The sequence below is a fragment of the Microbacterium luticocti DSM 19459 genome (assembly GCF_000422405.1).
GTDB classification, from domain to species: domain Bacteria; phylum Actinomycetota; class Actinomycetes; order Actinomycetales; family Microbacteriaceae; genus Microbacterium; species Microbacterium luticocti.
Genome location: NZ_KE383823.1, coordinates 1 through 22073 on the forward strand (window position 1 = coordinate 1; position 22073 = coordinate 22073).

Annotated in this window: 21 protein-coding genes, 1 tRNA gene and 1 pseudogene; 9 read left to right on the forward strand and 14 right to left on the reverse strand. The window is 71.6% G+C overall.

Features of this window, described 5'->3' with window-relative positions:
- Window positions 1-300 (forward strand): annotated as a pseudogene (locus H577_RS17885) (IS481 family transposase); the annotation flags it as partial.
- A 47-nt stretch (window positions 301-347) separates the two neighbouring features.
- Here H577_RS17885 and H577_RS0112705 read toward each other — a convergent pair.
- From H577_RS0112705 to galU, 4 genes are all read right to left on the reverse strand, one after another.
- Window positions 348-420, reverse strand: a tRNA-Ala gene (locus H577_RS0112705).
- A gap of 286 nt (window positions 421-706) precedes the next feature.
- Window positions 707-1666 (reverse strand): hypothetical protein, encoded by a 960-nt coding sequence (locus H577_RS0112710; protein ID WP_029146256.1) that lies wholly within the window; start codon window positions 1664-1666, stop codon window positions 707-709.
- A gap of 70 nt (window positions 1667-1736) precedes the next feature.
- The gene (locus H577_RS0112715) at window positions 1737-2369 is read right to left on the reverse strand and encodes a GNAT family N-acetyltransferase (RefSeq protein ID WP_029146257.1); all 633 of its coding nucleotides are present in this window, start codon (window positions 2367-2369) and stop codon (window positions 1737-1739) included.
- An 18-nt stretch (window positions 2370-2387) separates the two neighbouring features.
- A complete protein-coding gene (gene galU / locus H577_RS0112720; protein WP_029146258.1) occupies window positions 2388-3272 on the reverse strand; it encodes a UTP--glucose-1-phosphate uridylyltransferase GalU in 885 nt (294 codons plus the stop codon).
- Window positions 3273-3304: 32 nt separating this feature from the next.
- Between galU and H577_RS0112725 the strand changes: the two genes are divergently transcribed.
- The 3 genes from H577_RS0112725 to mscL are packed head-to-tail and all read left to right on the forward strand — an operon-like array spanning window position 3305 to window position 4641.
- A complete protein-coding gene (locus H577_RS0112725; protein ID WP_029146259.1) occupies window positions 3305-3901 on the forward strand; it encodes a 5-formyltetrahydrofolate cyclo-ligase in 597 nt (198 codons plus the stop codon).
- A gap of 12 nt (window positions 3902-3913) precedes the next feature.
- Window positions 3914-4198 carry an FmdB family zinc ribbon protein gene (locus tag H577_RS0112730; protein WP_029146260.1) on the forward strand — a complete coding sequence of 95 codons (285 nt, stop codon included), beginning with the start codon at window positions 3914-3916 and terminating at the stop codon, window positions 4196-4198.
- A 32-nt stretch (window positions 4199-4230) separates the two neighbouring features.
- The gene (gene mscL, locus H577_RS0112735) at window positions 4231-4641 is read left to right on the forward strand and encodes a large conductance mechanosensitive channel protein MscL (protein WP_029146261.1); all 411 of its coding nucleotides are present in this window, start codon (window positions 4231-4233) and stop codon (window positions 4639-4641) included.
- 48 nt (window positions 4642-4689) lie between these two features.
- On the opposite strand, the gene H577_RS0112740 is transcribed toward mscL, so the two are convergent.
- Together H577_RS0112740 and H577_RS0112745 are read right to left on the reverse strand one after the other, a co-directional pair.
- Window positions 4690-4878 carry a hypothetical protein gene (locus H577_RS0112740; protein ID WP_029146262.1) on the reverse strand — a complete coding sequence of 63 codons (189 nt, stop codon included), beginning with the start codon at window positions 4876-4878 and terminating at the stop codon, window positions 4690-4692.
- The gene (locus tag H577_RS0112745) at window positions 4868-8500 is read right to left on the reverse strand and encodes an AAA family ATPase (RefSeq protein ID WP_245570403.1); all 3633 of its coding nucleotides are present in this window, start codon (window positions 8498-8500) and stop codon (window positions 4868-4870) included. The genes H577_RS0112740 and H577_RS0112745 overlap by 11 nt, the downstream gene beginning before the upstream one ends.
- 285 nt (window positions 8501-8785) lie before the next feature.
- Between H577_RS0112745 and H577_RS0112750 the strand changes: the two genes are divergently transcribed.
- The 5 genes from H577_RS0112750 (at window position 8786) to epsC (ending at window position 12352) form a co-directional block, all read left to right on the forward strand.
- On the forward strand, window positions 8786-9310 hold the full coding sequence (locus tag H577_RS0112750) for a methylated-DNA--[protein]-cysteine S-methyltransferase (protein WP_029146264.1): 525 nt from the start codon (window positions 8786-8788) through the stop codon (window positions 9308-9310).
- An 80-nt stretch (window positions 9311-9390) separates the two neighbouring features.
- Complete coding sequence (locus H577_RS0112755; RefSeq protein WP_036285128.1) at window positions 9391-10248, forward strand: helix-turn-helix transcriptional regulator; 858 nt, start codon at window positions 9391-9393, stop codon at window positions 10246-10248.
- 33 nt (window positions 10249-10281) lie between these two features.
- On the forward strand, window positions 10282-10641 hold the full coding sequence (locus H577_RS0112760) for a histone-like nucleoid-structuring protein Lsr2 (RefSeq protein WP_029146266.1): 360 nt from the start codon (window positions 10282-10284) through the stop codon (window positions 10639-10641).
- A 192-nt stretch (window positions 10642-10833) separates the two neighbouring features.
- Window positions 10834-11772 carry a cysteine synthase A gene (cysK, locus tag H577_RS0112765; protein ID WP_029146267.1) on the forward strand — a complete coding sequence of 313 codons (939 nt, stop codon included), beginning with the start codon at window positions 10834-10836 and terminating at the stop codon, window positions 11770-11772.
- Between the two features lies 1 nt (window position 11773).
- Window positions 11774-12352: a serine O-acetyltransferase EpsC gene (gene epsC, locus H577_RS0112770; RefSeq protein WP_029146268.1), complete on the forward strand. Its 579-nt coding sequence runs from the start codon at window positions 11774-11776 to the stop codon at window positions 12350-12352.
- Between the two features lie 4 nt (window positions 12353-12356).
- On the opposite strand, the gene H577_RS0112775 is transcribed toward epsC, so the two are convergent.
- The 8 genes from H577_RS0112775 to H577_RS17145 all read right to left on the reverse strand — a co-directional run bounded on the left by H577_RS0112775 (window position 12357) and on the right by H577_RS17145 (window position 22073).
- A complete protein-coding gene (locus H577_RS0112775) occupies window positions 12357-12767 on the reverse strand; it encodes a phage holin family protein (RefSeq protein ID WP_029146269.1) in 411 nt (136 codons plus the stop codon).
- Between the two features lie 33 nt (window positions 12768-12800).
- Entirely contained in the window at window positions 12801-13895 is a 1095-nt protein-coding gene (gene prfA, locus H577_RS0112780; protein ID WP_029146270.1) for a peptide chain release factor 1, read from the reverse strand.
- A gap of 10 nt (window positions 13896-13905) precedes the next feature.
- Window positions 13906-15900 (reverse strand): transcription termination factor Rho, encoded by a 1995-nt coding sequence (rho, locus tag H577_RS0112785; protein WP_029146271.1) that lies wholly within the window; start codon window positions 15898-15900, stop codon window positions 13906-13908.
- A 190-nt stretch (window positions 15901-16090) separates the two neighbouring features.
- Window positions 16091-17062, reverse strand: coding sequence for a homoserine kinase (gene thrB / locus H577_RS0112790; protein WP_029146272.1), 972 nt, complete (start codon window positions 17060-17062; stop codon window positions 16091-16093).
- Window positions 17059-18144: a threonine synthase gene (gene thrC, locus H577_RS0112795; RefSeq protein WP_029146273.1), complete on the reverse strand. Its 1086-nt coding sequence runs from the start codon at window positions 18142-18144 to the stop codon at window positions 17059-17061. The genes thrB and thrC overlap by 4 nt, the downstream gene beginning before the upstream one ends.
- Window position 18145: 1 nt before the next feature.
- Window positions 18146-19471 (reverse strand): homoserine dehydrogenase, encoded by a 1326-nt coding sequence (locus H577_RS0112800; RefSeq protein ID WP_029146274.1) that lies wholly within the window; start codon window positions 19469-19471, stop codon window positions 18146-18148.
- Window positions 19468-20874, reverse strand: a complete 1407-nt coding sequence (gene lysA, locus H577_RS0112805) for a diaminopimelate decarboxylase (protein WP_029146275.1) — start codon at window positions 20872-20874, stop codon at window positions 19468-19470. The genes H577_RS0112800 and lysA overlap by 4 nt, the downstream gene beginning before the upstream one ends.
- A 122-nt stretch (window positions 20875-20996) precedes the next feature.
- Window positions 20997-22073, reverse strand: coding sequence for an LmeA family phospholipid-binding protein (locus H577_RS17145; protein ID WP_051192021.1), 1077 nt, complete (start codon window positions 22071-22073; stop codon window positions 20997-20999).

Below are 22073 nucleotides of genomic sequence, written 5' to 3' on the forward strand. Positions count from 1 at the left end.
ACGCCCAAAGCCACCCCCGCCGGGCGAAACACCGACACCACGCACTACCGGCTGCGCTACGACCACGTCGGCAGCAACGGGAAGATCAGCTTCCGCCGCGCCGGCCGCATGCACCACCTCGGCATCGGCGCCGACCACGCCGGCAAACGCGTCCTCATCCTCGCCGACCAGCAAACCACCACCGTCGTCCACCTGAACACCGGAGAGATCATCGCGACCAACACCATCGACCCCGACCGCACCTACTGGCGCAACACGATGAAAGCCCAAGGCCGATGGCCCAGGGCTTCCAAACAGTGACCTAAGTCGCGACTCAGGTGGGACCTATGACGCGACTCATGACAGGGTGGACCTGAGGGGATTCGAACCCCTGACCTCTTCATTGCGAACGAAGCGCGCTACCAACTGCGCCACAGGCCCGTGAACCTCAGCAAGATTATCACGTCCGCCGGGGTGTTCCGAACCGCCCCGACCGGCCGGACCAGCCGAACCGCCCAGACCGCCCGAGCCGGCCGGACTGGCCGACACCATCCCGTCCACCCGCGAGCACAACGGCGGGGATCTTCGCCGACACGCCGCATCCCGGGCCGCCGGCACGGCGTGTCGAAAAGAATCCCCGCAGTTGTGCACGCCTCACGGCGCGACGGCCCCCACGGCCTCACATTCTCACGGCGCGGACGGCGAGCGGGTCTGTGAACCGCCCGGATCAGCCGGCGGCGCGGGTGCGCAGCAACTCACGCACGTGCGCTTCGATCTCGGCGTCGTCGACCTGCCCCATGCGGGCCAGGCGCGCCGAGTCCAGCGTCGGCGGAGCGGCCTGCGCGGCCCGCTCGCGCAGCGGCGCGTCCATCGCCGCCTGGCGCACCTGCTCGCGTTCGGCGGCAGCATCCAGCACCGCCGCCGCGCGCGATCCGGCAGAGGCGGTGAGCGGCCGGGGCAGTTCGCGCGGATGCCACGCCCGCGCGTCGGCGAGATCGATGTCGGCGATGGGGCCGGCCACCCGCGCCCGCGCCGGAACGGTGACCACGCCCTCGCGCATCGCGGTGCGCGCGCCCACCCGGGCCATGCGCACCAGCAGCAGCGTCGACACCACCGCGGTCACCCCGCCGGCCCACAACGGCGCCGACGTACCTCCGGTGGCGAACAGGAATCCGCCCCACCCGGCGAGCCCGAGCGAACCGAGCCCGATCACGGTCACCGTCAACCGCGCCCACCGGCGCGCCCGCGCCCGCCGTACCTCGGGCCGGCGCAGCATCGCCGCGCGCTCGGCGCGGGCCCGCTCCAGCTCGGCGCGGCGCAGCGCCAGCTCGGCACGCTCGCGTTCGCGTTGCGCCCGCTTGGCGAGCGCCTGCGTCTCGGCCTGCGCCCGAGTGGCCAGCGCCTCACGCTCGGCCTGCGCCCGACGCGCCGCCTCTTCGCGCTCGGCCTGCGCCTTGCGCGCGAGCTTGCGTTGCGCCAGCGCGACACGCGCGTTCAGTTCGAGCCGCACCTCTTCGGGGGCCTCGCTCGTCTCGGCGAGCACCCGCAGCGCCTGGCTCAGCCGCACGGCGTTGCGCTCGGCGGCGTCGAACTGGTGCCGGCTGTACCAGCTGGGCAGCAGGTACACCAGCCAGAGCACCACCGCCACGAGGACGATGACCCCTCCGCCCAGCACCTGCCCACCCATGCACACAACGGTATGCGAGACACCGGCCGGTCCCCGGCATCGCCTCGCGTGTCGCGCACGCAGCCGGTGGCTACGGCGTCGGCAACCGGTCCGCCGGCGGGATGGTCGCAGCATCCCGCGGCGCCTGCCCCGCCGCCCACCGCGCGAGCACCCCGTCCGGCACATCCTCGCGGGTCAGCGCGAACGCGTAATGGTCGCGCCAGTCGCCGTCGATGTGGATGTACCGGCGACGCAGCCCCTCGTACCGGAACCCGAGCTTTTCCACCACGCGCAGACTCGCCTTGTTCTCGGGCCGAATGCAGATCTCCATGCGGTGCAGCCCGGCCTCGCCGAAGCACACGTCGGTGGCCAGCGCGACCGCGGTCGGCGTGATGCCGCGGCCGGCATACCGCTCGCTCACCCAGTACCCGATCGTCGCCGACGCCAGTGACCCGCGCGCGATCCCCCACACGTTCAGCTGGCCGGCGACCTCACCCTGCCATTCCATGACATACGGGATGCCGTTGCCGTCACGGTACTGCTGCAACAGACGCCGGATGCCCAACCGCATGTCCATCGACACCGGGCCATCGGGGCTGGTGGCCTCCCACGGCCGCAGCCAACTGCGGTTGCTCATCAGTTCGTGTTGCAGGACGCGGGCGTCCTTGGGCCGGATCAGCCGGATCGAGACGTCGCCGTGCTGCTGCGGGTCGGTGAGATCCACTTCGTCCTCCTCGGACGGCTACAGCGTCGTCGCGAACTCCTGCAGCCACGGACGCAGCGCCGGGCCGAGATCCTCGCGGTCGGCCGCCAGCTGCACGATGGCCTTGATGTAATCCAGCCTATCGCCGGTGTCGTAGCGGCGCCCCCGGAAGATCACGCCGTACACACCGGCATCCGGGTCGGCCGCCAGTTCCTGCAGCGCGTCGGTGAGCTGGATCTCGCCGCCCTTGCCCGGCTCGGTGCGCTCCAGGATGTCGAACACCTCCGGCGGCAGCACGTACCGCCCGATCACCGCGAGGTTCGACGGCGCGTCGGCGGCGGCGGGCTTTTCGACCAGCCCGGTCACCCGCACCACGTCGGGGTCGTCGGTCGCCTCGACGGCGGCCGCACCGTACAGGTGGATCTGGTCGGGGTCGACCTCCATCAGCGCGATCACCGTCGCGCCCCGTTTGTCGTACTCTGCCAGCATCCGGGTCAGCAGCGGGTCACGCTCGTCGATGAGGTCGTCGCCCAGCAGCACCGCGAACGGGTGGTCACCCACGTGTGCCTTGGCCCGCCACACCGCGTGCCCGAGGCCGCGCGGTTCCCCCTGACGCACGATGTGGATGTCGGCCAGGTCACTGGAGTACTGCACCTTCGCCAGCCGGTCGTGATCGCCTTTGCGCGCCAAGGTGGACTCCAACTCGGGCACCGAGTCGAAGTGATTCGCGATGTTGTTCTTGTTGCGCCCGACGATGATCAGCACGTCTTCGATGCCGGACTCGACCGCCTCTTCGACGACGTATTGAATGGCCGGTTTGTCGACCACCGGCAGCATCTCTTTGGGCATCGCCTTGGTGGCGGGAAGGAATCGGGTACCCAATCCTGCGGCGGGGATCACGGCTTTGAACGGCTTGTGCGGCATGAACCCATGCTAGCGACCGTACAATCGGGGGCATGGCGGACCCGATAGACGATGCGAAGCGCGCGCTGCGCGCCGAGATCCGCGAACGACGTCAGCTGCTCACCGACGCGGCCCGCCGCACCGCCGAGGCCGGCATCACCGAACAGTTGCACGCCCTGGTGGCCGCACACGGCGCGCGGTCGGTGTCGTGCTACCTGTCCACCACGATCGAGCCCGGTACGCGACGGTTCGTGAACGAGGCCGTGGCCGCCGGCATCCGCGTGCTGCTGCCGATCACCCGTGTCGACGGCCTGCTGGACTGGGTGGTCGCCGACCCCGAGGGCGACCTGACCGAGGGACTGCTCGGCGTGCCCGAGCCGGTCGGTGAGCTGCTCGGCCCGATCGCGGTCAACGACGTCGATCTGATGATCATCCCCGCCGCAGCCGTGGACCACACCGGGATGCGGCTGGGCTGGGGCCGCGGATACTTCGACAAGACGATCGGGTCGATGGAGAACTGCCCGCCGGTGTACGCGGTGGTCTACGACACCGAGTTCGTCGACGCGGTTCCCCGCGACCGCCACGACCAGCCCGTCGACGGGGTGGTCACGCCCACCCGTACCGTCACCCTCGCGCCCGAGCGGCGCTGAAACCGGAGAACGATGCCCACCTACGCCTATGCCTGCAAACAGTGCGGCCACGCCTTCGACGCCGTGCAGGCCTTCACCGATCCCGCACTGACCGTCTGCCCCGAATGCGGCGGCCCGCTGCGCAAGCAGTACGGGTCGATCGGGGTCACCTTCAACGGGTCGGGCTTCTACCGCACCGATTCACGCACCGCGGCGCCCACATCGGGCTCCTCCGGCGATTCAGGTGGCGGCGGCGGCGCATCGGGTACATCATCTAAGCCGGAGGCGAAGGCCTCCCCCGCACCCGCGGGCTCGTAGACCGGCCTCGGCCGGAGATGCAAGGGGGACACATGATCAAGGGCTTCAAGGAGTTCATCACCCAGGGCAATGTGATCGACCTCGCCGTCGCGGTCGTCATCGGCGCCGCGTTCGGCGTCGTGATCAAGGCGTTCGTCGACTCGATCATCAACCCGCTGGTGGGCGCGTTCGTGCCCAGCGGCGACCTGGCCAAGTGGGTGATCCCGATCCCCGGTCTGTTCGCCACCGCGAACCTCGGCATCGGCGCCATCATCTCGGCGCTGATCACGTTCCTGGCCACGGCGCTCGTGGTTTACTTCGCGCTGGTGTTCCCGATGAACAAGTTCAAGGAGCGCCGTGCGGCCAAGCTCGCCGCCGGTGTCGTCGAGGACGAGCCGGGTCTTCCCACCGAGCAGGAACTGCTGGTGCAGATCCGCGACCTGCTCGAGAAGCAGAAGGGCTGAGCGCCCCGGGCTGAGCGCTCAGAAGGGCCGAGCGCCCAGCCTGAGCGCTCAGTAGTGCGGCGGCTTCTCGCGCCGCATCCGCTCGTCGTTCGGACCGGTCGGCCGCGGCGCCTCGGCGTCGCGGCCGGCCGGTTCGTCCGTGGTGCCGGGGGCGGGAGTCAGCTTGGCGCGCCGCGACCCGGGCACCCGCACCACGCGCTGCCGCGGCGACCCCGGCGGCGTGCGGTCAGTCGACATCGATCGGCTGGGTGTCGGCATCCGCCGTCGGCGCCTCGGGGTCGACGCCGAGGATCCCGGCGATGCGCCGGGCCACGTCGGACGGGTCGGAGTACAGGTCGAACGCGTGCACGCGCACATAGTGCCAGCCGAGCCGGCGCAGCACCTGCGGGCGCAGCCGCAACGACTCGCGCAGCGACCCGACGCCGGTCTCGGGGTCGGACTCGGCGACGACCGCCTTGCCGCCGTACTGCGCCACCAGCGGCAGCAGTCCGCGGTAGTTGACGTCGACCGACACGCCCAGCCGGCGCAGCTCCCGCGCCAGCGCCAAGGTCAGCGGGTCGGCCAGGTCTTCGAGGCGCGCCTCGCGGTCACGGGCGGCGATGCCACCGAGCACGTTCATCAGCCCGGCCGCACCGTATTCGAGCCGGCCGTCGTCGAACGCCGAGGGCCGGATGCACGACACGATCACCATCGAGCGCCGGGCCCGCGTCATCCCGACCGTGAGCAGCCGCTCCCCGTCGGGGGTGGACAGGTCACCGAAGTCGCTGAGCACACGGCCGTGCCGGGTCAGGCCGAACCCGAGCGAGAAGATCACCCGGTCGCGGCTCTCGGCCACCGACTCTTCGAGAGTGAGCACCGCGAACGGTTCGGCCGTGTCGCGCGAGACGAAGTCGGCGACATCCGAACGGCCCGCGAACGCGGCGTCGACGGCGGCACGCACCCGCTCCGCGTGCGCGGCGCTGGCGGTGACGACCATGAGCGACTCCCGGCCACGGTTCACGGCGTGCTCGACGACCAGCGTCACCACGCGGGCCACCTCGGCGTCGGGGCTCTCGACGGCACCGCTGACCGGATCGGGCACACCCACCCCGCCCTCGACGTAGTCGACCGACAGACTGCCGCGCCCGAGGTACGAGCCGGCCCACGGCAGCGACGCGATCTCACCGCCGTAGAAGGCGTCGTTGACCAGGGCGGCCAGGTCCTCTCCCCCGGCCCGGTAGCTGCGGGTGAGCGTCTCGACCGGAACCAGTTCGGCGAGCCGCTCGAACACGCTGGCCGCATCGAACGGATCCTCGTCGTCACCGGGCGCGTGCGCGTCGGGGCGCTGCCGGCCCACCGCGATGCGGAACGGGGTGGGCTGCTGGGTGACCGGGTCGCCGAACGCGACCACCTGACGGGCCCGTCGCAGCGCGGGCGCCGCCTCGGCCAACGACAGGGCGCCGGCGTCGGCCAACAGCACCACGTCGAACGAAATGGCATCCGGGATCAGCGGCACATCGTACGGTGAAGCGATCCACGCCGGTGCGAGGGTCTCGGACAGCGCCGGCGCCGTACGCACAAGCTGATCGGCGGTGATGTCGCCCGAGCGCAGCATGTGCTTGAGCCGTGCCGCCTCGTCGGCGTGGTCGACGATGCCGATGCGCCACTGCGTCGCCAGCCGCGCCGCCAGCAGGGGACCGGATGCTGCGACATGCGCCTCGTCGACCAGCCGGAAGTCGCGTTCGAGCCGGTCGACGACACCGGTGTTCGCACCCAGCAGTGCGCGGTCGCTGCGCAGCAGATGCTCCAGCGCCGACTGCCACCACGTGTACTCCAGTTCGGCACGCACCTGCTCTTCGGGCACGTGCCGCACGCTGAGCTCGACCAGCAGCGGTTCCAGACCCATCTGCGCGAGCTCATCGCGCAGCGTGGCGCGCTCGATCAGATTGTCGAAGTAGGCCGAGTCGGCCGCGAGGCCCGCCAACGTGCGCACCAGCCGCTGCGCGGGCTGCGCGCTCAGCCGGGCGGCATCGGTGTGACCGAGAATGCGATCCAGCTCGTCCAGACCCGCCTGGGTGCGCGTGAACAGGCCGCTCACGTCGGCCAGGCCGACCGGCACCTCGGGCAGCGCCAGTGCCGCTTCGGCGTAGGTCTCCCATTCGGTGCGCTGCCGCTGGATGCGCACGAGTGCCTCGTACATGTCGGGCACATGCACCCCCGGGCGCACGTATTCGCGGGCCAGGCGCCGCAGTCGGCGCCGGTCGGCGGCACCCAGGTGCGGGGAATCGCGGCGCGGACCGTGAGCCTGGATCATCTCGGTCAGCGGGCGTTCGAACACGGTCGGGCTGAAGCGGTCGAGCGAATCGCGGATGCCCTGCAGCAGATGCAGGTAGGCGCCCAGCTCATCGACCGTGGCGAACGGCCGCATCCGGGTCTGCGCGATGAGGGCATAGCCGCGCTCCAGCAGCACGGGCACGTCGTCGCGGTGCAGCCGACGGGCCAGTTCGTGCGCGGCCCGGGCCTGATCGATGGTGCCGAACCCCACGCCGTACCAAGGCGAGTCGTCGGGACCGAAGCGGAACTCGCCGAGCCGGGCGACGGCGACGAGCTTGTCGGCGGCGTGCGCGCGCGAGTCCTTGAGTCGCGCCAGCGTGGCCGCGTCGAACCGGGTCGCTCCGGCCGCCGGTCGGTGGGTGGCCGCCAGCGCGGTCAGCTCGCGCACCACGTCCAGTGCCGACACCCCCAGTTCGGGCCGCGGCGTGGTGAGGGCGCCGCGGTAGTCGCGCAGCACGGTGCGCAGTCGCACCAGGGCGTCGTCGATCTCGGCGACCTTCGGGCCGGTGGCCTTCTCGTTGCGGCCGATCGCACGGATGAGGTCACGGCGCAGGTGCACGGGCGAGACCGCCAGGCCGCCCAGGCCGATGCCGGCCAGGCGGTGCCGCACGCCTTCAAGCGTGGACCGGCGGGCACTGACCACCAGCACGCGTTTGCCGTCGTCGATGAGCGCGCCCAGCGCGTTGATCACGGTCTGGGTGCCTCCGGTGCCGGGCAGCGTGTGCACCACCAGCGACTGGCCGTCGGTGATGCGGGCCAGCACATCCTCTTGCTCGGCGTCGGCGTCCAGCAGCAGGGTGTCGGATGCGGGGGGCCGCTCGTCCGGGTTCGTCACGGCGGGCCGGTCCCGGTGCAGCGCCAACAGGTCGCGGTCGTCGCGGTGGCCGGCCAGCGCATTGAGCACCGGGTGGTCGAGCCGGTGCAGGTCGCGTGCCATGCGGGCGCCGATGTCGCCGAAGGTCGAGATCACCAGTCGCGGCCGCACGCTGAACGACGGGATGTGCGCGGTGAGCTGCCGCAGCCGGTCGATCACCGGCTGCGGGTTGAACACCCCGCCCGCGGTGGCCAGCGCGGCCAGGTGCGCCCCGTCGACCTGCACGCCGAACTGGGTCGCCAGGGCGCGCACCAGTTCGGGGTTGACCGCGAACGAGCCGTGCAGTTTGACCTCGAAGTCGGTGTGGTGGCGGCGGATCGCGGTGGGCCGCAGCAGCACCGGCGCGCAGTGGTCCTCGTCCCCGGCGGTCCAGGTCGCCAGGCCCACCGCGAGCCGCACCACATCGAGGCCGCGCGCGGTTCGCAGCTCGACGTTCTTGGCCGCGACCTGCGCGGCCGCGGTGCGGGCGATGCGCAGGCCGACCTCGTCGCGGAACAGGTTCGACAGCAGCGTGGAGCGCCCGGTGATCAGTTGCGGCAGGCTGCCCGGATGGGCCTTGGTGATCTCGATGCCGGCGTCGGGGGTGTCGGTGAAGTGCAGCAGGGTCGAGCGTCCGCCCAGGCGCGCGGCCTGGCCGCGGATGCGTTCGCGCTCGGGTTCTGCCACGTGCATCACGGTCACCTCTGGATCCGGGAGCGTGAGGGACCCTGGTCTCACCTCCGCCGCGACCGTCTCGTCATGGGCGCCGACCACGGCGCTTCCCTCAGCTCGCCACACAGACACACCCTAAGCGGGCCGGGCGCGCCCGCCCGGCATCGCGCGCGGGTTTCGCGGGATTGGGCGGGCGACACGCCGCGGTGATCGGCGCTTCCTCCCCCGGCGCCGTCCCCGCCACCGGCATCCACAGATCGGGCACCGTCGCCCCGCCGATGCGGGCGGATTTGCCAGGATGGGCACATGAGCGAGATCGCCTTCACCCTGCACCCGTCTCCGGTCGGGGACGTGCTGATCGCCTGCACCCAGGCCGGCCCGGTGACCGTGCAGGTGCTGCACGGCACCGGGGAAGACGGTGACCCGTACGCCCAGCTGGCCGAGCTGACCCGCACGTTGCGGACGGTGCCGCAGCCGGACGATGCCGTCGCGCCGCGGCTGCGCCGTCAGTTGGACGAGTACTTCGCCGGGCGACGGCGCGATTTCGACGTCGAGTTGGATTGGCGACTCGTGCACGGGTTCGCCCGCGACGCCCTGCAGGCGGCGTGCACCATTCCCTATGCGCAGACCGCCGGTTATGGCGAGGTGGCCGTGATGGCCGGCCGCCCGCGCGCGGCCCGGGCAGTGGGGAATGCCTGCGCGCATTCCCCGTTCTCGATCGTCGTGCCCGTGCACCGGGTGGTGCGCGCCGACGGGTCGATCGGCGGATACGGCGGTCGGGCCTGGGTGAAACGCTTTCTGCTCGACATGGAACGCCCACCGGTCACATGAGATTCTTTTCATCTTCATGGGGTGTAAGGTCGACGCTACGAAAACGGCACGGCCGCCGTCATCCCGGAAGCAGGTAGTGCGTGGCAGCACCAACGGGCGACTCCGTCGGAATCGACCCCGACGACGACCTCATCAGGCAGGCGGTCGTCCGGCTTGCGCAACGCACCCGCTTTCCCGTCGCCTTCGGGGGGATGATGCGGGGCGACGCGGTGCACGTGAACGCCGTCGCCGGCGCGCGCACGCACCATCTGGACGGACTGATCGTGCGGACCGGGCGAGGTCTGGGCGGACGCGCCGTGGTCGAGACGCGGCCCCGCCTGACGCTGGACTACCGCACCGCCAAGGGCATCACGCACGACTACGACGCGATGGTGCTCGGCGAAGGCATCGCCACATTGTTCGCGGTGCCCGTGGTGGTCTCGGGCACCCCCCGCGGTGTGCTGTACTGCGGCTCGTGGGGGCAGGCGCCGGTGGCCGAGGCGGCCGCGCGCCCCGCGTTCGCGATCGCCGACGAGGTGGCCGCCGAACTGCGCATCCGCGACGAGGTGCGCCGGCGCCTGTCGCGGCTGCCGGCACAGGCCCCGGCGCTCGCGCCCGCCGCGCAGGAGGAACTGCGCGCGACGTACGCCGAACTGCGCCGCGTGGGCGCCACCGTGCGCGACGCCGGGCTGCGGGAGCGGCTCGCACAGATCGAGAAGCGCCTGGCCGCATTGTCGGCCGACCACTCCCCGATCGAGGTGGACGTGTCGCTTTCACCGCGCGAGACCGATGTGCTCGCCTGTGTCGCGTTGGGGTCCACCAATGCACAGATCGCCGCCGCATTGGGCCTGAAAGAAGTGACCGTGAAGTCGTACCTGGCGCAGGCGATGGCGAAATTGGATGCCTCGACCCGGCATTCCGCAGTCGCGAAAGCGCGACGCGCCGGAATTCTTCCGTAGCGCTGTAAACACGGATCCGATAAAGTGCCTTCCATGGCCCAGAAAATCATTCACCAGCTTGTCGATGACCTCGACGGCACCGTGCTCGAGCCCGGCGCCGGTCAGACGGTCCTTTTCTCCCTCGACGGAATCTCGTACGAGGTGGACCTCACCGACGAGAATGCGCAGAAGCTGCGCGACGCATTCGCCCCGTACGTGTCGGTGGCCCGCAGCGTGTCGGTCGCCCGCACGCGCCGCGGCGCCGGTTCGACGCGTGGCAACGCCGGCCGCCGCCGCACCGGTCAGCGCGACTACGGCCCGATCCGGGAGTGGGCCGCGCAGAACGGCTACAGCATCTCGGACCGCGGCCGGATTCCCGCCGCGGTGCTCGAGGCGTACGACGCCGCCCACTGACGCGCGTTTCCACACACCACTCCGATCCCGACACACGGACGCCGTCGGCCACATGGCCGGCGGCGTTCGTGTGTCCGGTTCTGTGACGGATGGTTGCCGATTGTGACGGACCGGCACCGACACACACGCCCGCGCGGCACCCGTCCACCCTAGGCTGGGCCCCGACACGACCGACCCGTGAAAGGCAGCCCGATGCCCGGCATCCACCACGACATCACCACCGCATTCGGACAGACGCCCCTGGTGCGACTGAACCGCCTGACTGAGGGGCTGGGCGCGACCGTGCTCGCCAAACTCGAATACTTCAACCCCGGTTCGAGCGTGAAAGACCGGCTGGGCATCGCCCTGGTCGACGCGGCCGAGCAGTCCGGGGCGCTGCGCCCGGGCGGCACGATCGTGGAGTCGACCAGCGGCAACACCGGAATCGCCCTGGCGCTGGTCGGCGCGGCACGCGGGTACCGCGTCATCCTGACCATGCCGGCGTCGATGTCGAAGGAACGGCGGGTGCTGCTGAAGGCGTTCGGCGCCGAGATCGTGCTCACCGACCCGACCACGGGCATGAGCGGGGCACTGGCCGAGGCCGAACGGATCGTCGCCACCACCGACGGCGCGATCCTCGCGCAGCAGTTCTCCTCCCCCGCCAATGCCCAGATCCACCGCACGACCACCGCCGAAGAGATCTGGCGCGACACCGACGGCGATGTCGACGTGTTCGTCGCCGGAGTGGGCACCGGCGGCACGATCACCGGCGTCGGCCAGGTGCTCAAGGAGCGCCGGCCGGGCGTGCAGGTGGTCGCGGTCGAGCCGTCCGCGTCGCCGCTGCTGAGCGAGGGGCACCCGGGGCCGGCGAAGATCCAGGGCATCGGCCCGAACTTCGTGCCGCCGGTGCTGGACACCGAGGTGTACGACGAGGTGATCGCCGTCGAGTTCGAGGACGCTCTGGCCACCTCGCGGGCGCTCGCCGCGAAAGAGGGCATCCTCGCCGGCATGTCGTCCGGTGCCGCGGTGTGGGCGGCGTTGCAGCTGGCCGCACGGGCCGAGAACGCCGGCAAGACCATCGTGGTGATCGTGCCCGACACCGGCGAACGGTACCTGTCGACGGCACTGTTCGAGGACCTGCGCGAGGACTGAGATGGCACTGCGCACGATCGTCGGCCGCATCCGCGAGGATGTCGCCGCCGCCCGGCTGCGGGACCCGGCCGCCCGTGGGGCGTGGGAGATCGCGCTGCTGTACCCGGGACTGCACGCGGTGTGGGCGCATCGGGTGTGGCATGCGCTGTGGCGGCGCCGGCTGCGCTTTGCGGCGCGGGCGGGTTCGCAGCTGACCCGGTGGTTGACCGGGATCGAGATCCACCCGGGTGCGCGGATCGGCCGACGCCTGTTCATCGACCACGGCGCAGGCGTGGTGATCGGCGAGACCGCCGAGGTCGGCGACGACGTGCTGCTGTATCACCAGGTGACACTCGGTGGGCGTCAGCGCGAGGGCGGCAAGCGGCATCCCACCATCGGCGACCAGGTCGCGATCGGCGCGGGCGCCAAGGTGCTCGGTCCGATCACGATCGGCGCGGGCAGTGTGATCGGCGCGAACGCGGTGGTCACCACCGATGCCCCCGCCGACAGCATCCTGGTCGGCGTGCCGGCCAAGGCCCGCCCGCGCCGCACCGGGGAGGACACCCGCGCCCTGCTGGCCGCCCCCGAGTACTACATCTGAGCGGTTACGGCTGCGCCGGCGCGCGGCGGGCCGCGGCGTTCTTCTTGATGAAGATCATCGGCAGCAGGAGGGTGGCCAGCGCCGTGACCACCCAGACGATGACCGGGGCGAGGATCCAGGCGATCGCGTCGGTGATGCGCAGGCCGCCGATCGGCAGCAGCACGACCACCAACAGTGCGACCAGGGTCGAGACGATGCCGATGCCGCCCAGCAGTGCCGGCGCGTAGCGCTGCGCCATCCGGGCGATCCACGGCGAGAGCACGCTCTGCAACACCGCGAAGATCACCACGCACAGCACGAAGCCCCACCAGTCGGCCCACTCGATGCGAAAGCCCGGAAGGACGAGGTCTGCGACGATCAGCCCGAGCGCTGCGGAGGCCACGAAGATCAGCGCGCGCAACAGGAACATGATCATGCCCAGAGCATAGCGGCGCGGTGCGCCGGCCGGTCAGGATTCGTCGGCGAGCGCGGCCAGCCGGGCCTGCTCGTCGGCAGCGATGCAGGAGTCGATGATGGGGTCGAGCGCGCCGTCCATCACCTGGTCGAGGTTGTACGCCTTGTACCCGGTGCGATGGTCGGCGACGCGGTTCTCGGGGAAGTTGTAGGTGCGGATGCGTTCGGACCGGTCCATGCCGCGGATCTGCGAATGCCGGGCGTCGGATGCCGCGGCGGCCAGTTCCTCCTGCTGCCGGGCCAGCAGCCGGGCGCGCAGCACGCGCATCGCCGCCTCGCGGTTCTGCAGCTGGCTCTTCTCGTTCTGCATCGACACCACGATGCCGGTGGGCAGGTGGGTGATGCGCACCGCCGAGTCGGTGGTGTTCACGGACTGGCCGCCCGGACCCGAAGAGCGGTACACGTCGATCTTCAGGTCGCCCGGGTTGATCTCGATCTCGTCGGGCTCGTCGACCTCGGGAAAGACCAGCACCCCGGTGGTGGAGGTGTGGATGCGCCCCTGCGACTCGGTGGCCGGCACCCGCTGCACGCGGTGTACGCCGCCCTCGTACTTCAGGTGCGCCCACACGCCCTGCGCGGGGTCGGTGGCCTGCGCTTTGATCGCCACCTGCACGTCCTTGTAACCGCCCAGGTCGGACTCGGTGCGTTCGAGCAGCTCGGTCTTCCACCCCTTCGCGCTCGCGTACTGCAGGTACATGCGCAGCAGGTCGGCGGCGAACAGCGCGGATTCCGCGCCGCCTTCGCCGGCCTTGATCTCCATGATGACGTCGCGCGCGTCGTCGGGGTCGCGCGGGATCAGCAGCCGCCGCAGCCGTTCCTGCGCGTCGGCGACCTGCTCGGACAGCGCCGGGATCTCCGCGGCGAACGCGTCGTCCTCCTTCGCGAGCTCGCGGGCGGCGTGCAGGTCGTCGGATGCCCGTTGCCAGGCCTCATGCGCGGCGACGATCTTCGACAACTCGGCGTAGCGCCGGTTGACCCGGCGGGCCCGCGCGGCGTCGGCGTGCACGGCCGGATCGCTCAGCTCGGCCTGGACGGCCTTGTGCTCGTCGAGCAGGGCCTTGACCGAGTCGAAGACGGCAGAGTCCGACACCGCGCGCCCCTCAGCGGATGCTGTTCTCGTGCCCGTGGCTGTGGCCGCCGCCGTGCCCGGCGGGCGCGGGGATCGACTTCTGCATCTGCACGAGGAACTCGACGTTCGAGCCGGTCTCCTTGAGCTTGCCGAGCACGACCTCGAGGGCCTGCTGCGGGTCGAGGCCCGCGAGCGCCCGACGCAGCTTCCACGTGATCTTCACCTCGTCGGGGCTCAGCAGCATCTCCTCTCGGCGGGTCGAGGACGCGTTGACGTCCACCGCCGGGAAGATGCGCTTGTCGGCCAGCTGACGGTTCAGCCGCAGCTCGCTGTTGCCGGTGCCCTTGAACTCCTCGAAGATGACCTCGTCCATCTTCGACCCGGTCTCGACCAGCGCGGTGGCCAGGATGGTGAGCGAGCCACCGTTCTCGATGTTGCGGGCGGCACCGAAGAAGCGCTTGGGCGGGTACAGCGCCGAGGCGTCCACACCACCGGTGAGCACGCGGCCGCTGGTGGGCGCCGAGATGTTGTAGGCACGGCCGAGGCGCGTGATCGAGTCGAGCAGCACGACCACGTCGCGGCCGAGCTCGACCAGGCGCTTGGCGCGCTCGATGGCCAGCTCGGCGACGGTGGTGTGGTCTTCGGCGGGGCGGTCGAAGGTCGAGGCGATGACCTCGCCCTTGACGGTGCGCTGCATGTCGGTGACCTCTTCGGGGCGCTCGTCGACGAGCACGACCATGAGGTGCACCTCGGGGTTGTTGGTCGCGATCGCGTTCGCGATCTGCTGCAGCACGATGGTCTTGCCGGCCTTGGGCGGCGCGACGATGAGCCCGCGCTGGCCCTTGCCGATGGGGGCGATCAGGTCGATGATGCGCTGCGTGAGCTTCTCGGGCGCGGTCTCCAGGCGCAGCCGCTCCTGCGGGTACAGCGGGGTCAACTGCGAGAACTCGACCCGGTTCGCGGCATCCTCGACGCTCAGCCCGTTGACCGCGTCGACCTTGACCAGCGCGTGGTACTTCTGCCGGCTGGACTGCTCGCCCTCGCGCGGCTGCTTGATGGCGCCGACGATGGCGTCGCCCTTGCGCAGGTTGTACTTCTTCACCTGGCCGAGCGACACGTACACGTCGGTGGCGCCGGGCAGGTAGCCGGTGGTGCGCACGAACGCGTAGTTGTCGAGCACGTCGAGGATGCCGGCGATCGGGATGAGCACATCGTCCTCGCCGATCTCGGTCTCGAACTCGTCACCGGCCTGGCCGCGGCGCTTGTTGCGCTGGCGGTTGCGGGCGGATGCCGCGGGCTGGTCGTCCTCGTCGGCTGCGGCGCCCTGCGCGGTGTTGCCGCCGTTGCCGTTGCCGTTGCTGTTGCGGTTGCGATTGCGGTTGCGCCCGCGTCCCCGGGCGCGGCCGCCCTGCTCACCGTCGCCCTTGTCGCCGGACTCGCTCTTCTCCTCGGCCTTGTCGGCCGCGGGCTTGTCGCCGGCGGGCTTGTCGCCGGCGGGCTTGTCGGTCTTCTGGGCGTCCGCCGCCTTCTGCGCCGACGGGGTGTCGGCGTCCTCGGCCTGGTGCGCGTCGGCCTTCTCGCCGGTCGTGTCGGCGGCCGCAGCGGTCTTCGCCGACCTCTTGCCCGCGGCGGCCGGCTTGTGGTCCTTCTCGTCCGTGGCGGCCGCGTTCTCGGCCTGCGCGGCGGGCTTCGCGTCGCCCGATTCGGCGGGGGCGGCGTCGGCGGCCTCGTCGGCCTTCTTCTTGGCCGGGGTGCGGCGGCGGGTGGTCTTCTTCGCCGGAGCCTGGTCGGACTCCGCCGTGGCGGACTCGGCGGGCGCGGCGGTGGCCGGCTCGGCGGGGGCAGCGGCCGGCGCCTGCTCAGCCGGGGCGGCGGAGGTCTCGGGCGTGACGACCTCGGTCTTGGCGCGACGCGGGGCGCGCTTGCGCGGCGCCTTCGCCGGCGCGGCCTCGGCCGGAACGTCGATCAGCGTCGGAGCCTGCTGGGCGGACGCGTCGGCGGTGTGGATCTCGGAGATGGACTCCACGAGTTCTCCCTTGTGAAACGAGTGGATGTGCAGCCCGCTCCCGCGCCGTCGTCGACGCGCGCCGGTGTGCCCGGCGTCCGGATAGACCGGATACCCGGCCCGGCGTGTGCACGCGGGCCGTCGAGGGCGATGCGGGGTTTCGCAGAAATGCGATGGAGGTGAAGATTCCCGCCGTACCGCGTCGTTCGCGCTATGTCACGTGCGACGGGTGCTGCGAAGCATCCTCCGTATAGTCCCTCACTGTAGCACCCTTGACATCGACGGCGAGCATCAGCGCCTCCCAGGGTGTGTCGGTGACGGATGCCGCCAGCCGCGCCGCCTCGACACGGCGGCCGGGCCCGTCGGCCAGCACCAGCACGCTGGGGCCGGCGCCCGAGAGCACCGCTGCGAACCCTTCCTGGCGCAGCGCCCGCACGAGCTTGTCGGTTTCGGGCATCGCCTGCGCCCGATAGTTCTGGTGCAGCTTGTCGTCGGTGGCAGCCAGCAGCAGTTCGGGGCTCTGCGTGAGCGCGGCGATCAGCAGCGCCGAGCGCGACACGTTGAACACGGCGTCCTCGCGCGGCACCTGCAACGGGGCGAGGGTGCGCGACACACTCGTGGGCATGGTGGATTCGGGGACGAACACCAGCGGTGAGACGCCGCGGTGCACGAGCAGCTTCTTGTACTGCGGGCCGGTCTCGTCCAGCCACGCGATGGTGAGCCCGCCGAACAGGGCGGGCGCGACATTGTCGGGGTGGCCCTCCAGCTCGGTCGCCAGCCGCAGCAGCAGCGACGGCCCGAACTCGACATCGCCGGCCAGCAGCCCCTGCGCGGCCAAGAGCCCCGCCACCACGGCGGCGCCCGACGACCCGAGCCCGCGGCCGTGCGGGATCACGATCCGCGTGGACAGGCCGACCCCCGGCATCCGTCGCCCCACCGCCTCGAACGCGTACGCCATGGCGCGCACGACGAGGTTGGACCCGTCGCGGGGCACCTGATCGGCGCCGGGACCGGTGACCTCGATCTGCAGCCGGCCGGCGGGAAGCGCCGTGACCCGCAACTCGTCGTACACGCTCAGCGCGAGGCCGAGCGTGTCGAAGCCCGGGCCCAGGTTGGCGCTGGTGGCCGGCACCCGCACCAGGACGGTGCGGCCGGGCACCACCGAGGACGGGGCTGGGCTCACGCGGGCGCCTCCGCGCGCAGCGCGAGCACGTCGGCGACCTCGCGGGTGTCGGCGTCGACCACGATCGGGGCGACGTCCGTACCGTCCGCGCGACGCAGCGCCCACTGCGGGTCCTTCAGGCCGTGGCCGGTGACGGTGAGCACGACGCGGGCACCCGCCGGGACGATCCCGGCCTCGGCGCGGTCGAGCAGCCCGGCGACGCTGATGGCCGACGCCGGCTCGACGAACACGCCCACCTCGGCGGCCAGCAGCTTCTGCGCGGCCAGGATGCGGTCGTCGTCGATGGCACCGAACCATCCGTCGGTGGCATCCCGTGCCTCGAGCGCCGGCTGCCAGGATGCCGGGTTGCCGATGCGGATCGCGGTGGCGACCGTCTCGGGGTCGGTGACCACCTCGCCGCGCACGATCGGCGCGGACCCGGCGGCCTGGAAGCCGAACATGCGGGGCACACGGGTGGACGCCCCGCGCTCGGCCTCTTCGCGGTAGCCGCGCGAATAGGCGGTGTAGTTGCCGGCGTTGCCGACCGGGATGAAGTGGAAGTCGGGGGCGTCCCCCAGCTGCTCGACGATCTCGTAGGCGGCGGTCTTCTGACCCTCGATGCGGTCGGGGTTGACCGAGTTCACCAGGTGCACCGGGTAGTTCTCTGCCAGCTCGCGGGCGATCTCGAGACAGTCGTCGAAGTTGCCGCGGATCTGGATGAGCCGCCCGTCGTGGGCGACGGCCTGGCTGAGCTTGCCCATCGCGATCTTGCCCTCGGGCACCAGCACCGCCGCGGTGATGCCGGCGTGCGCGGCGTACGCGGCCGCCGATGCCGAGGTGTTGCCGGTCGACGCGCAGATCACCGCTTTCGCGCCGTGCTCGACGGCACGCGAGAGGGCCACGGTCATGCCCCGGTCTTTGAACGAGCCGGTCGGGTTCATGCCCTCGTACTTCACCCAGACCTCGGCGCCGGTGCGCCGCGACAGGGCGGGGGCGGGGATCAGCGGCGTGCCGCCCTCGCCCAGGGTGACCACCGTCGAGGCGTCGGTGACGCCGAGCCGGTCGGCGTACTCGCGGAGGACTCCGCGCCACACATGTGCCATGTCAATCTCCTTCCACGCGCAGCACCGAGACGACGCGCTCCACCACGTCGTCGGCGGCCAGTCGCGTCACGGTTTCGCTGAGGTCCCGCTCCACGGCACGGTGCGTACCGATGACCAGCCGCGCCGAGCCGGTGTCGGCCGCGGGGTCGGGGACGGTCTGTTCCAGGGTCGCGATCGAGACGCGCCCGTCCGAGAGGATGCCGGCCACCCGGGCCAGCACGCCCGGACGGTCGTCGACCTCGAGTGTGATCTGGTATCGGGTGACCACATCACCGATGTCGAGCACGGGCAGGTTGGCCCGGGTCGACTCGCCCACCCCCGCCCCACCGGCGATGTGACGCCGAGCGGCGGAGACGACGTCGCCGAGCACGGCGGACGCGGTCTGCACCCCGCCGGCCCCGGCGCCGTAGAACATGAGGTTTCCGGCGGCCTCAGCCTGCACGAACACGGCGTTGTTCACACCGTGCACGCCGGCCAACGGGTGCTCGCGGGGAATCAGCGCCGGATACACCCGCACCGAGATGGCCTCGCCATGCGGCGAGAGACCGGTGCGACCGGTGAGGCGCTCGCACACGGCGAGCAGTTTGACGACGTATCCGGCATGGCGGGCGGCATCCATCATCGCCTTGGTCACACCGGTGATGCCCTCACGGTGCACGGCCTGAAGCGGCACCGTGGTGTGGAATGCGAGGCTGGCCAGGATCGCGGCCTTCTGCGCGGCGTCGTATCCCTCGACGTCGGCGGTGGGGTCGGCCTCGGCGTAACCGAGGCGTTGCGCGTCGGCGAGCACGTCGGCCATCTCGGCGCCTTCGGCGTCCATGCGGTCGAGGATGTAGTTGGTGGTGCCGTTGACGATGCCCATGATGCGCTGCACCCGGTCACCGGCCAGCGAGTCGCGCAGCGGCCGGATGATCGGGATGGCGCCGGCGGCGGCGGCCTCGTAGTAGACGGATGCCCCGACCTGGTCGGCGGCGTCGAAGATCTCGGGTCCGTGCGTGGCCAGCAGTGCCTTGTTGGCGGTGACGACGTCGGCGCCGGAGTTCAGCGCGGTCAGGATGTGGGTGCGGGCCGGCTCGATGCCGCCCATCAGTTCGATCACGATGTCGCTGCCGACGATGAGTGTCTCGGCGTCGGTGGTCAGCAGCTCGCGCGGCAGGTCGGCGTCGCGGGGTGCGTCGAGGTCGCGGACGGCGATGCCGGCCAGCTCCAGGGTTGCTCCGGCGCGGTCGCCGAGCTCGTCGGCGTGGCGGCGCATCAGGTCTGCGACCTGGGATCCGACGGCGCCGGCTCCCAGCAGCGCGACGCGCAGGCGACGGTGGTCGATCATGCCTTCCCTTCCGCACCGACGTCCCGGCTCAGGAGGTCGGCGATCGTCTCGGCCCGCACGATCACGCGGGCCGTGCCGGCACGCACGGCCACGACGGCCGGGCGGGGCACGTGGTTGTAGTTGCCGGCCAGCGAGAAGCAGTACGCGCCGGTGGCGGGCACGGCCAGCAGATCGCCCGGTGTCACGTCACCGGGCAGGTATTCGTGGTCGACGACGATGTCGCCGGACTCGCAGTGCTTGCCGACCACGCGTGACAGCGCCGGGGCGGCGTCGCTGGACCGTGACGCGAGCCGGGCCGTGTACTGGGCGCCGTACAGAGCGGGGCGTGGATTGTCGCTCATGCCGCCGTCGACGCTGACGTACAGCCGCTGCGTGCCGGCGCCGTCGTCGAGGGCGACGGGCTTGACGGTGCCGACCTCGTAGAGGGTGACGCCGGCCTGGCCGACGATCGCGCGGCCCGGTTCGAAGGCGAGATCGGGCACCGGGATGCCGCGGGCCGCGCACTCGTCGGCGACGGCGGCGACGATGCCGGCGGCGAGGTCTTCGATCGGGGCGGGGTCGTCGGCGGCGGTGTAGGCGATGCCGAACCCGCCACCGAGGTTCAGCAGCGGCAGATCGCCGTGCGCGCGCAGCCGCGCGTGCAGGTCGACGAGGCGGGCGGCGGACTCGGCGAATCCGGCGACGCCGAAGATCTGCGAACCGATGTGGCAGTGCAGACCGAGCAGCCGCAGCGACGGATGCGCACGCACGCGGGCTGCGGCATCCGGCGCCTGCGCCATCGCGAACCCGAACTTCTGGTCTTCGTGGGCGGTGGCCAGAAACTCGTGGGTCTCGGCGTGCACGCCGCTGTTCACCCGGATCAGCACAGGCTGGACGACGCCGTGCCGGGCGGCCGTGTCGGCGAGACGGTCGATCTCGACGAAGCTGTCGACGATCACGGTGCCGACGCCCACCTGGACCGCGCGATCGAGTTCGGCGGGGCTCTTGTTGTTGCCGTGGAAGCCGATGCGCTCGGGCGTGGCGCCGCCGCGCAGGGCGATCTCGAGCTCTCCCCCGGTGCACACGTCGAGCGCCATGCCCTCGTCGGTGACCCACCGCACGAGGGCGGTGGACAGGAACGCCTTGCCCGCGTAATAGACCCGCACGGCGGCGCCGTGGGCGGCGGCGGCGGTCTCGAACGCGGCGACGATGCGGCGGGCGTGGGCACGCACCTCGTCCTCGTCGAGCACGTACAGCGGGGTGCCGTGGGTGCGGGCCAACTCACGCACGTCGACGCCGCCGATCGACACGACACCGTCGGCGCTCCGGGTCGCCGAGGCCGGCCAGATGCGGGGATCGAGCGCGTTCGCGTCGTCGGGCACGCGCAGCCAGGCAGGGGCGGGGCTGGTGGGCGGGACGGACAAGTCGGACCAATCGGTTTTGCGCGGGCGGCACCGGGGAGCCGCCGTCGGTCGGGTGCCTTGCCAGAAGTCTAGGGCACCGGGATGCCGCTCCCCGTTTGAGTGACGCCGGGTGCGCGCGGGGCTCAGCCGCAGTGTCCGGGCTGTTGCAGGGACGTGTCGGTGAGGATGCGCGGGTCGACGTCGAAGTCGGCGACGACGGCATCCGAGTCGACGTCGATTCCGGCCAGGGTCATGCCCTTCGGGAACCGGTCGGCCACGCAGACGGTGCGGTCGGCGAGGATTCCGGCGGCCAGCGACCCGAAGCGGGCGCGGATGACGTCGGCCGAGACCTGACCGCCGGCCACCTCGAACGCGATCGGGGTGAGCACCAGCTTGCCGTGGGATGCGGACGGACGCAGGGTGAGGGTGAACGACACCCCGCTGAGAAACTGTGACGGGTCGAGCTTGACGGCGACGTTCGTGCCGACGATGCGCAGCGAACCGGGCACGGTGCGGCCGATGTCGCCGGCGAGCGCGGCGATCGCATCGGGGCTCAGCCGCACCGACGCGTCGACGTGCGCGGCGGGGGCGTCGCCGCCGGTGGGCACGTCGGTGGCGTGCACGGTGACGGTGCCGGTGGCGCCGCCGATGGGGGCATCGGGCACGGTGACCGCCAGGGTGTTCAGGCGCCCGGCGATCAACTGGGGAAGCATGGGTTCGGCGACCGTGACCTCGACCGGGGCCGTGCTCTTCAGGCCGAGCGCGTCGCGTACCTGCGTGCTGACCTGGTCGATGACCCTGTCTTCGGCCCAGGCATTGCCCAGGAACCACCCGGCGCCGGCGACGACGGCGAGCACGACCAGCACGGTGATCGTCGTGATCCAGGCGGCGGCGCGGCGTCGTCGACGGGGCGGGCGTGGGGATGCCACGGCCTGGCCGGTGGCGGGTGTCACGGTCGGCGCGGTCAGGGCGGGGCCGGGGATGACCGGCAGCGGGAGCGTCTTCGCCTCGGGTTCGGGAGCGGGTGCCGCAGGCTCCGGCGCGGGTGCAGGTGCCGCCGGCTCGGGCGCGGGTGCCGCAGGCCCGGGCGCGGATGTCGCTGGCTCGGGCGCAGGTGTGGCCGGCCCGGGCGCGGGTGTCGCGGGCTCGGATGTGGGCGGCCGGGGTGGGAGGCCGATCGGCTCGGTCGGGTCCTCGGGTCCGGTCATCCGCTCGTCCAT

Bases quoted from the DNA above. Each gene is read 5' to 3' on its own strand.
- H577_RS0112710 (WP_029146256.1), bottom strand. From the start codon at position 1,666: ATGGGTGGGCAGGTGCTGGGCGGAGGGGTCATCGTCCTCGTGGCGGTG.
- galU (WP_029146258.1), bottom strand. From the start codon at position 3,272: ATGCCGCACAAGCCGTTCAAAGCCGTGATCCCCGCCGCAGGATTGGGT.
- H577_RS0112725 (WP_029146259.1), top strand. From the start codon at position 3,305: ATGGCGGACCCGATAGACGATGCGAAGCGCGCGCTGCGCGCCGAGATC.
- H577_RS0112730 (WP_029146260.1), top strand. From the start codon at position 3,914: ATGCCCACCTACGCCTATGCCTGCAAACAGTGCGGCCACGCCTTCGAC.
- mscL (WP_029146261.1), top strand. From the start codon at position 4,231: ATGATCAAGGGCTTCAAGGAGTTCATCACCCAGGGCAATGTGATCGAC.
- H577_RS0112740 (WP_029146262.1), bottom strand. From the start codon at position 4,878: ATGTCGACTGACCGCACGCCGCCGGGGTCGCCGCGGCAGCGCGTGGTG.
- H577_RS0112745 (WP_245570403.1), bottom strand. From the start codon at position 8,500: ATGCACGTGGCAGAACCCGAGCGCGAACGCATCCGCGGCCAGGCCGCG.
- H577_RS0112750 (WP_029146264.1), top strand. From the start codon at position 8,786: ATGAGCGAGATCGCCTTCACCCTGCACCCGTCTCCGGTCGGGGACGTG.
- H577_RS0112760 (WP_029146266.1), top strand. From the start codon at position 10,282: ATGGCCCAGAAAATCATTCACCAGCTTGTCGATGACCTCGACGGCACC.
- cysK (WP_029146267.1), top strand. From the start codon at position 10,834: ATGCCCGGCATCCACCACGACATCACCACCGCATTCGGACAGACGCCC.
- epsC (WP_029146268.1), top strand. From the start codon at position 11,774: ATGGCACTGCGCACGATCGTCGGCCGCATCCGCGAGGATGTCGCCGCC.
- H577_RS0112775 (WP_029146269.1), bottom strand. From the start codon at position 12,767: ATGATCATGTTCCTGTTGCGCGCGCTGATCTTCGTGGCCTCCGCAGCG.
- thrC (WP_029146273.1), bottom strand. From the start codon at position 18,144: ATGGCACATGTGTGGCGCGGAGTCCTCCGCGAGTACGCCGACCGGCTC.
- H577_RS0112800 (WP_029146274.1), bottom strand. From the start codon at position 19,471: ATGATCGACCACCGTCGCCTGCGCGTCGCGCTGCTGGGAGCCGGCGCC.
- H577_RS17145 (WP_051192021.1), bottom strand. From the start codon at position 22,073: ATGGACGAGCGGATGACCGGACCCGAGGACCCGACCGAGCCGATCGGC.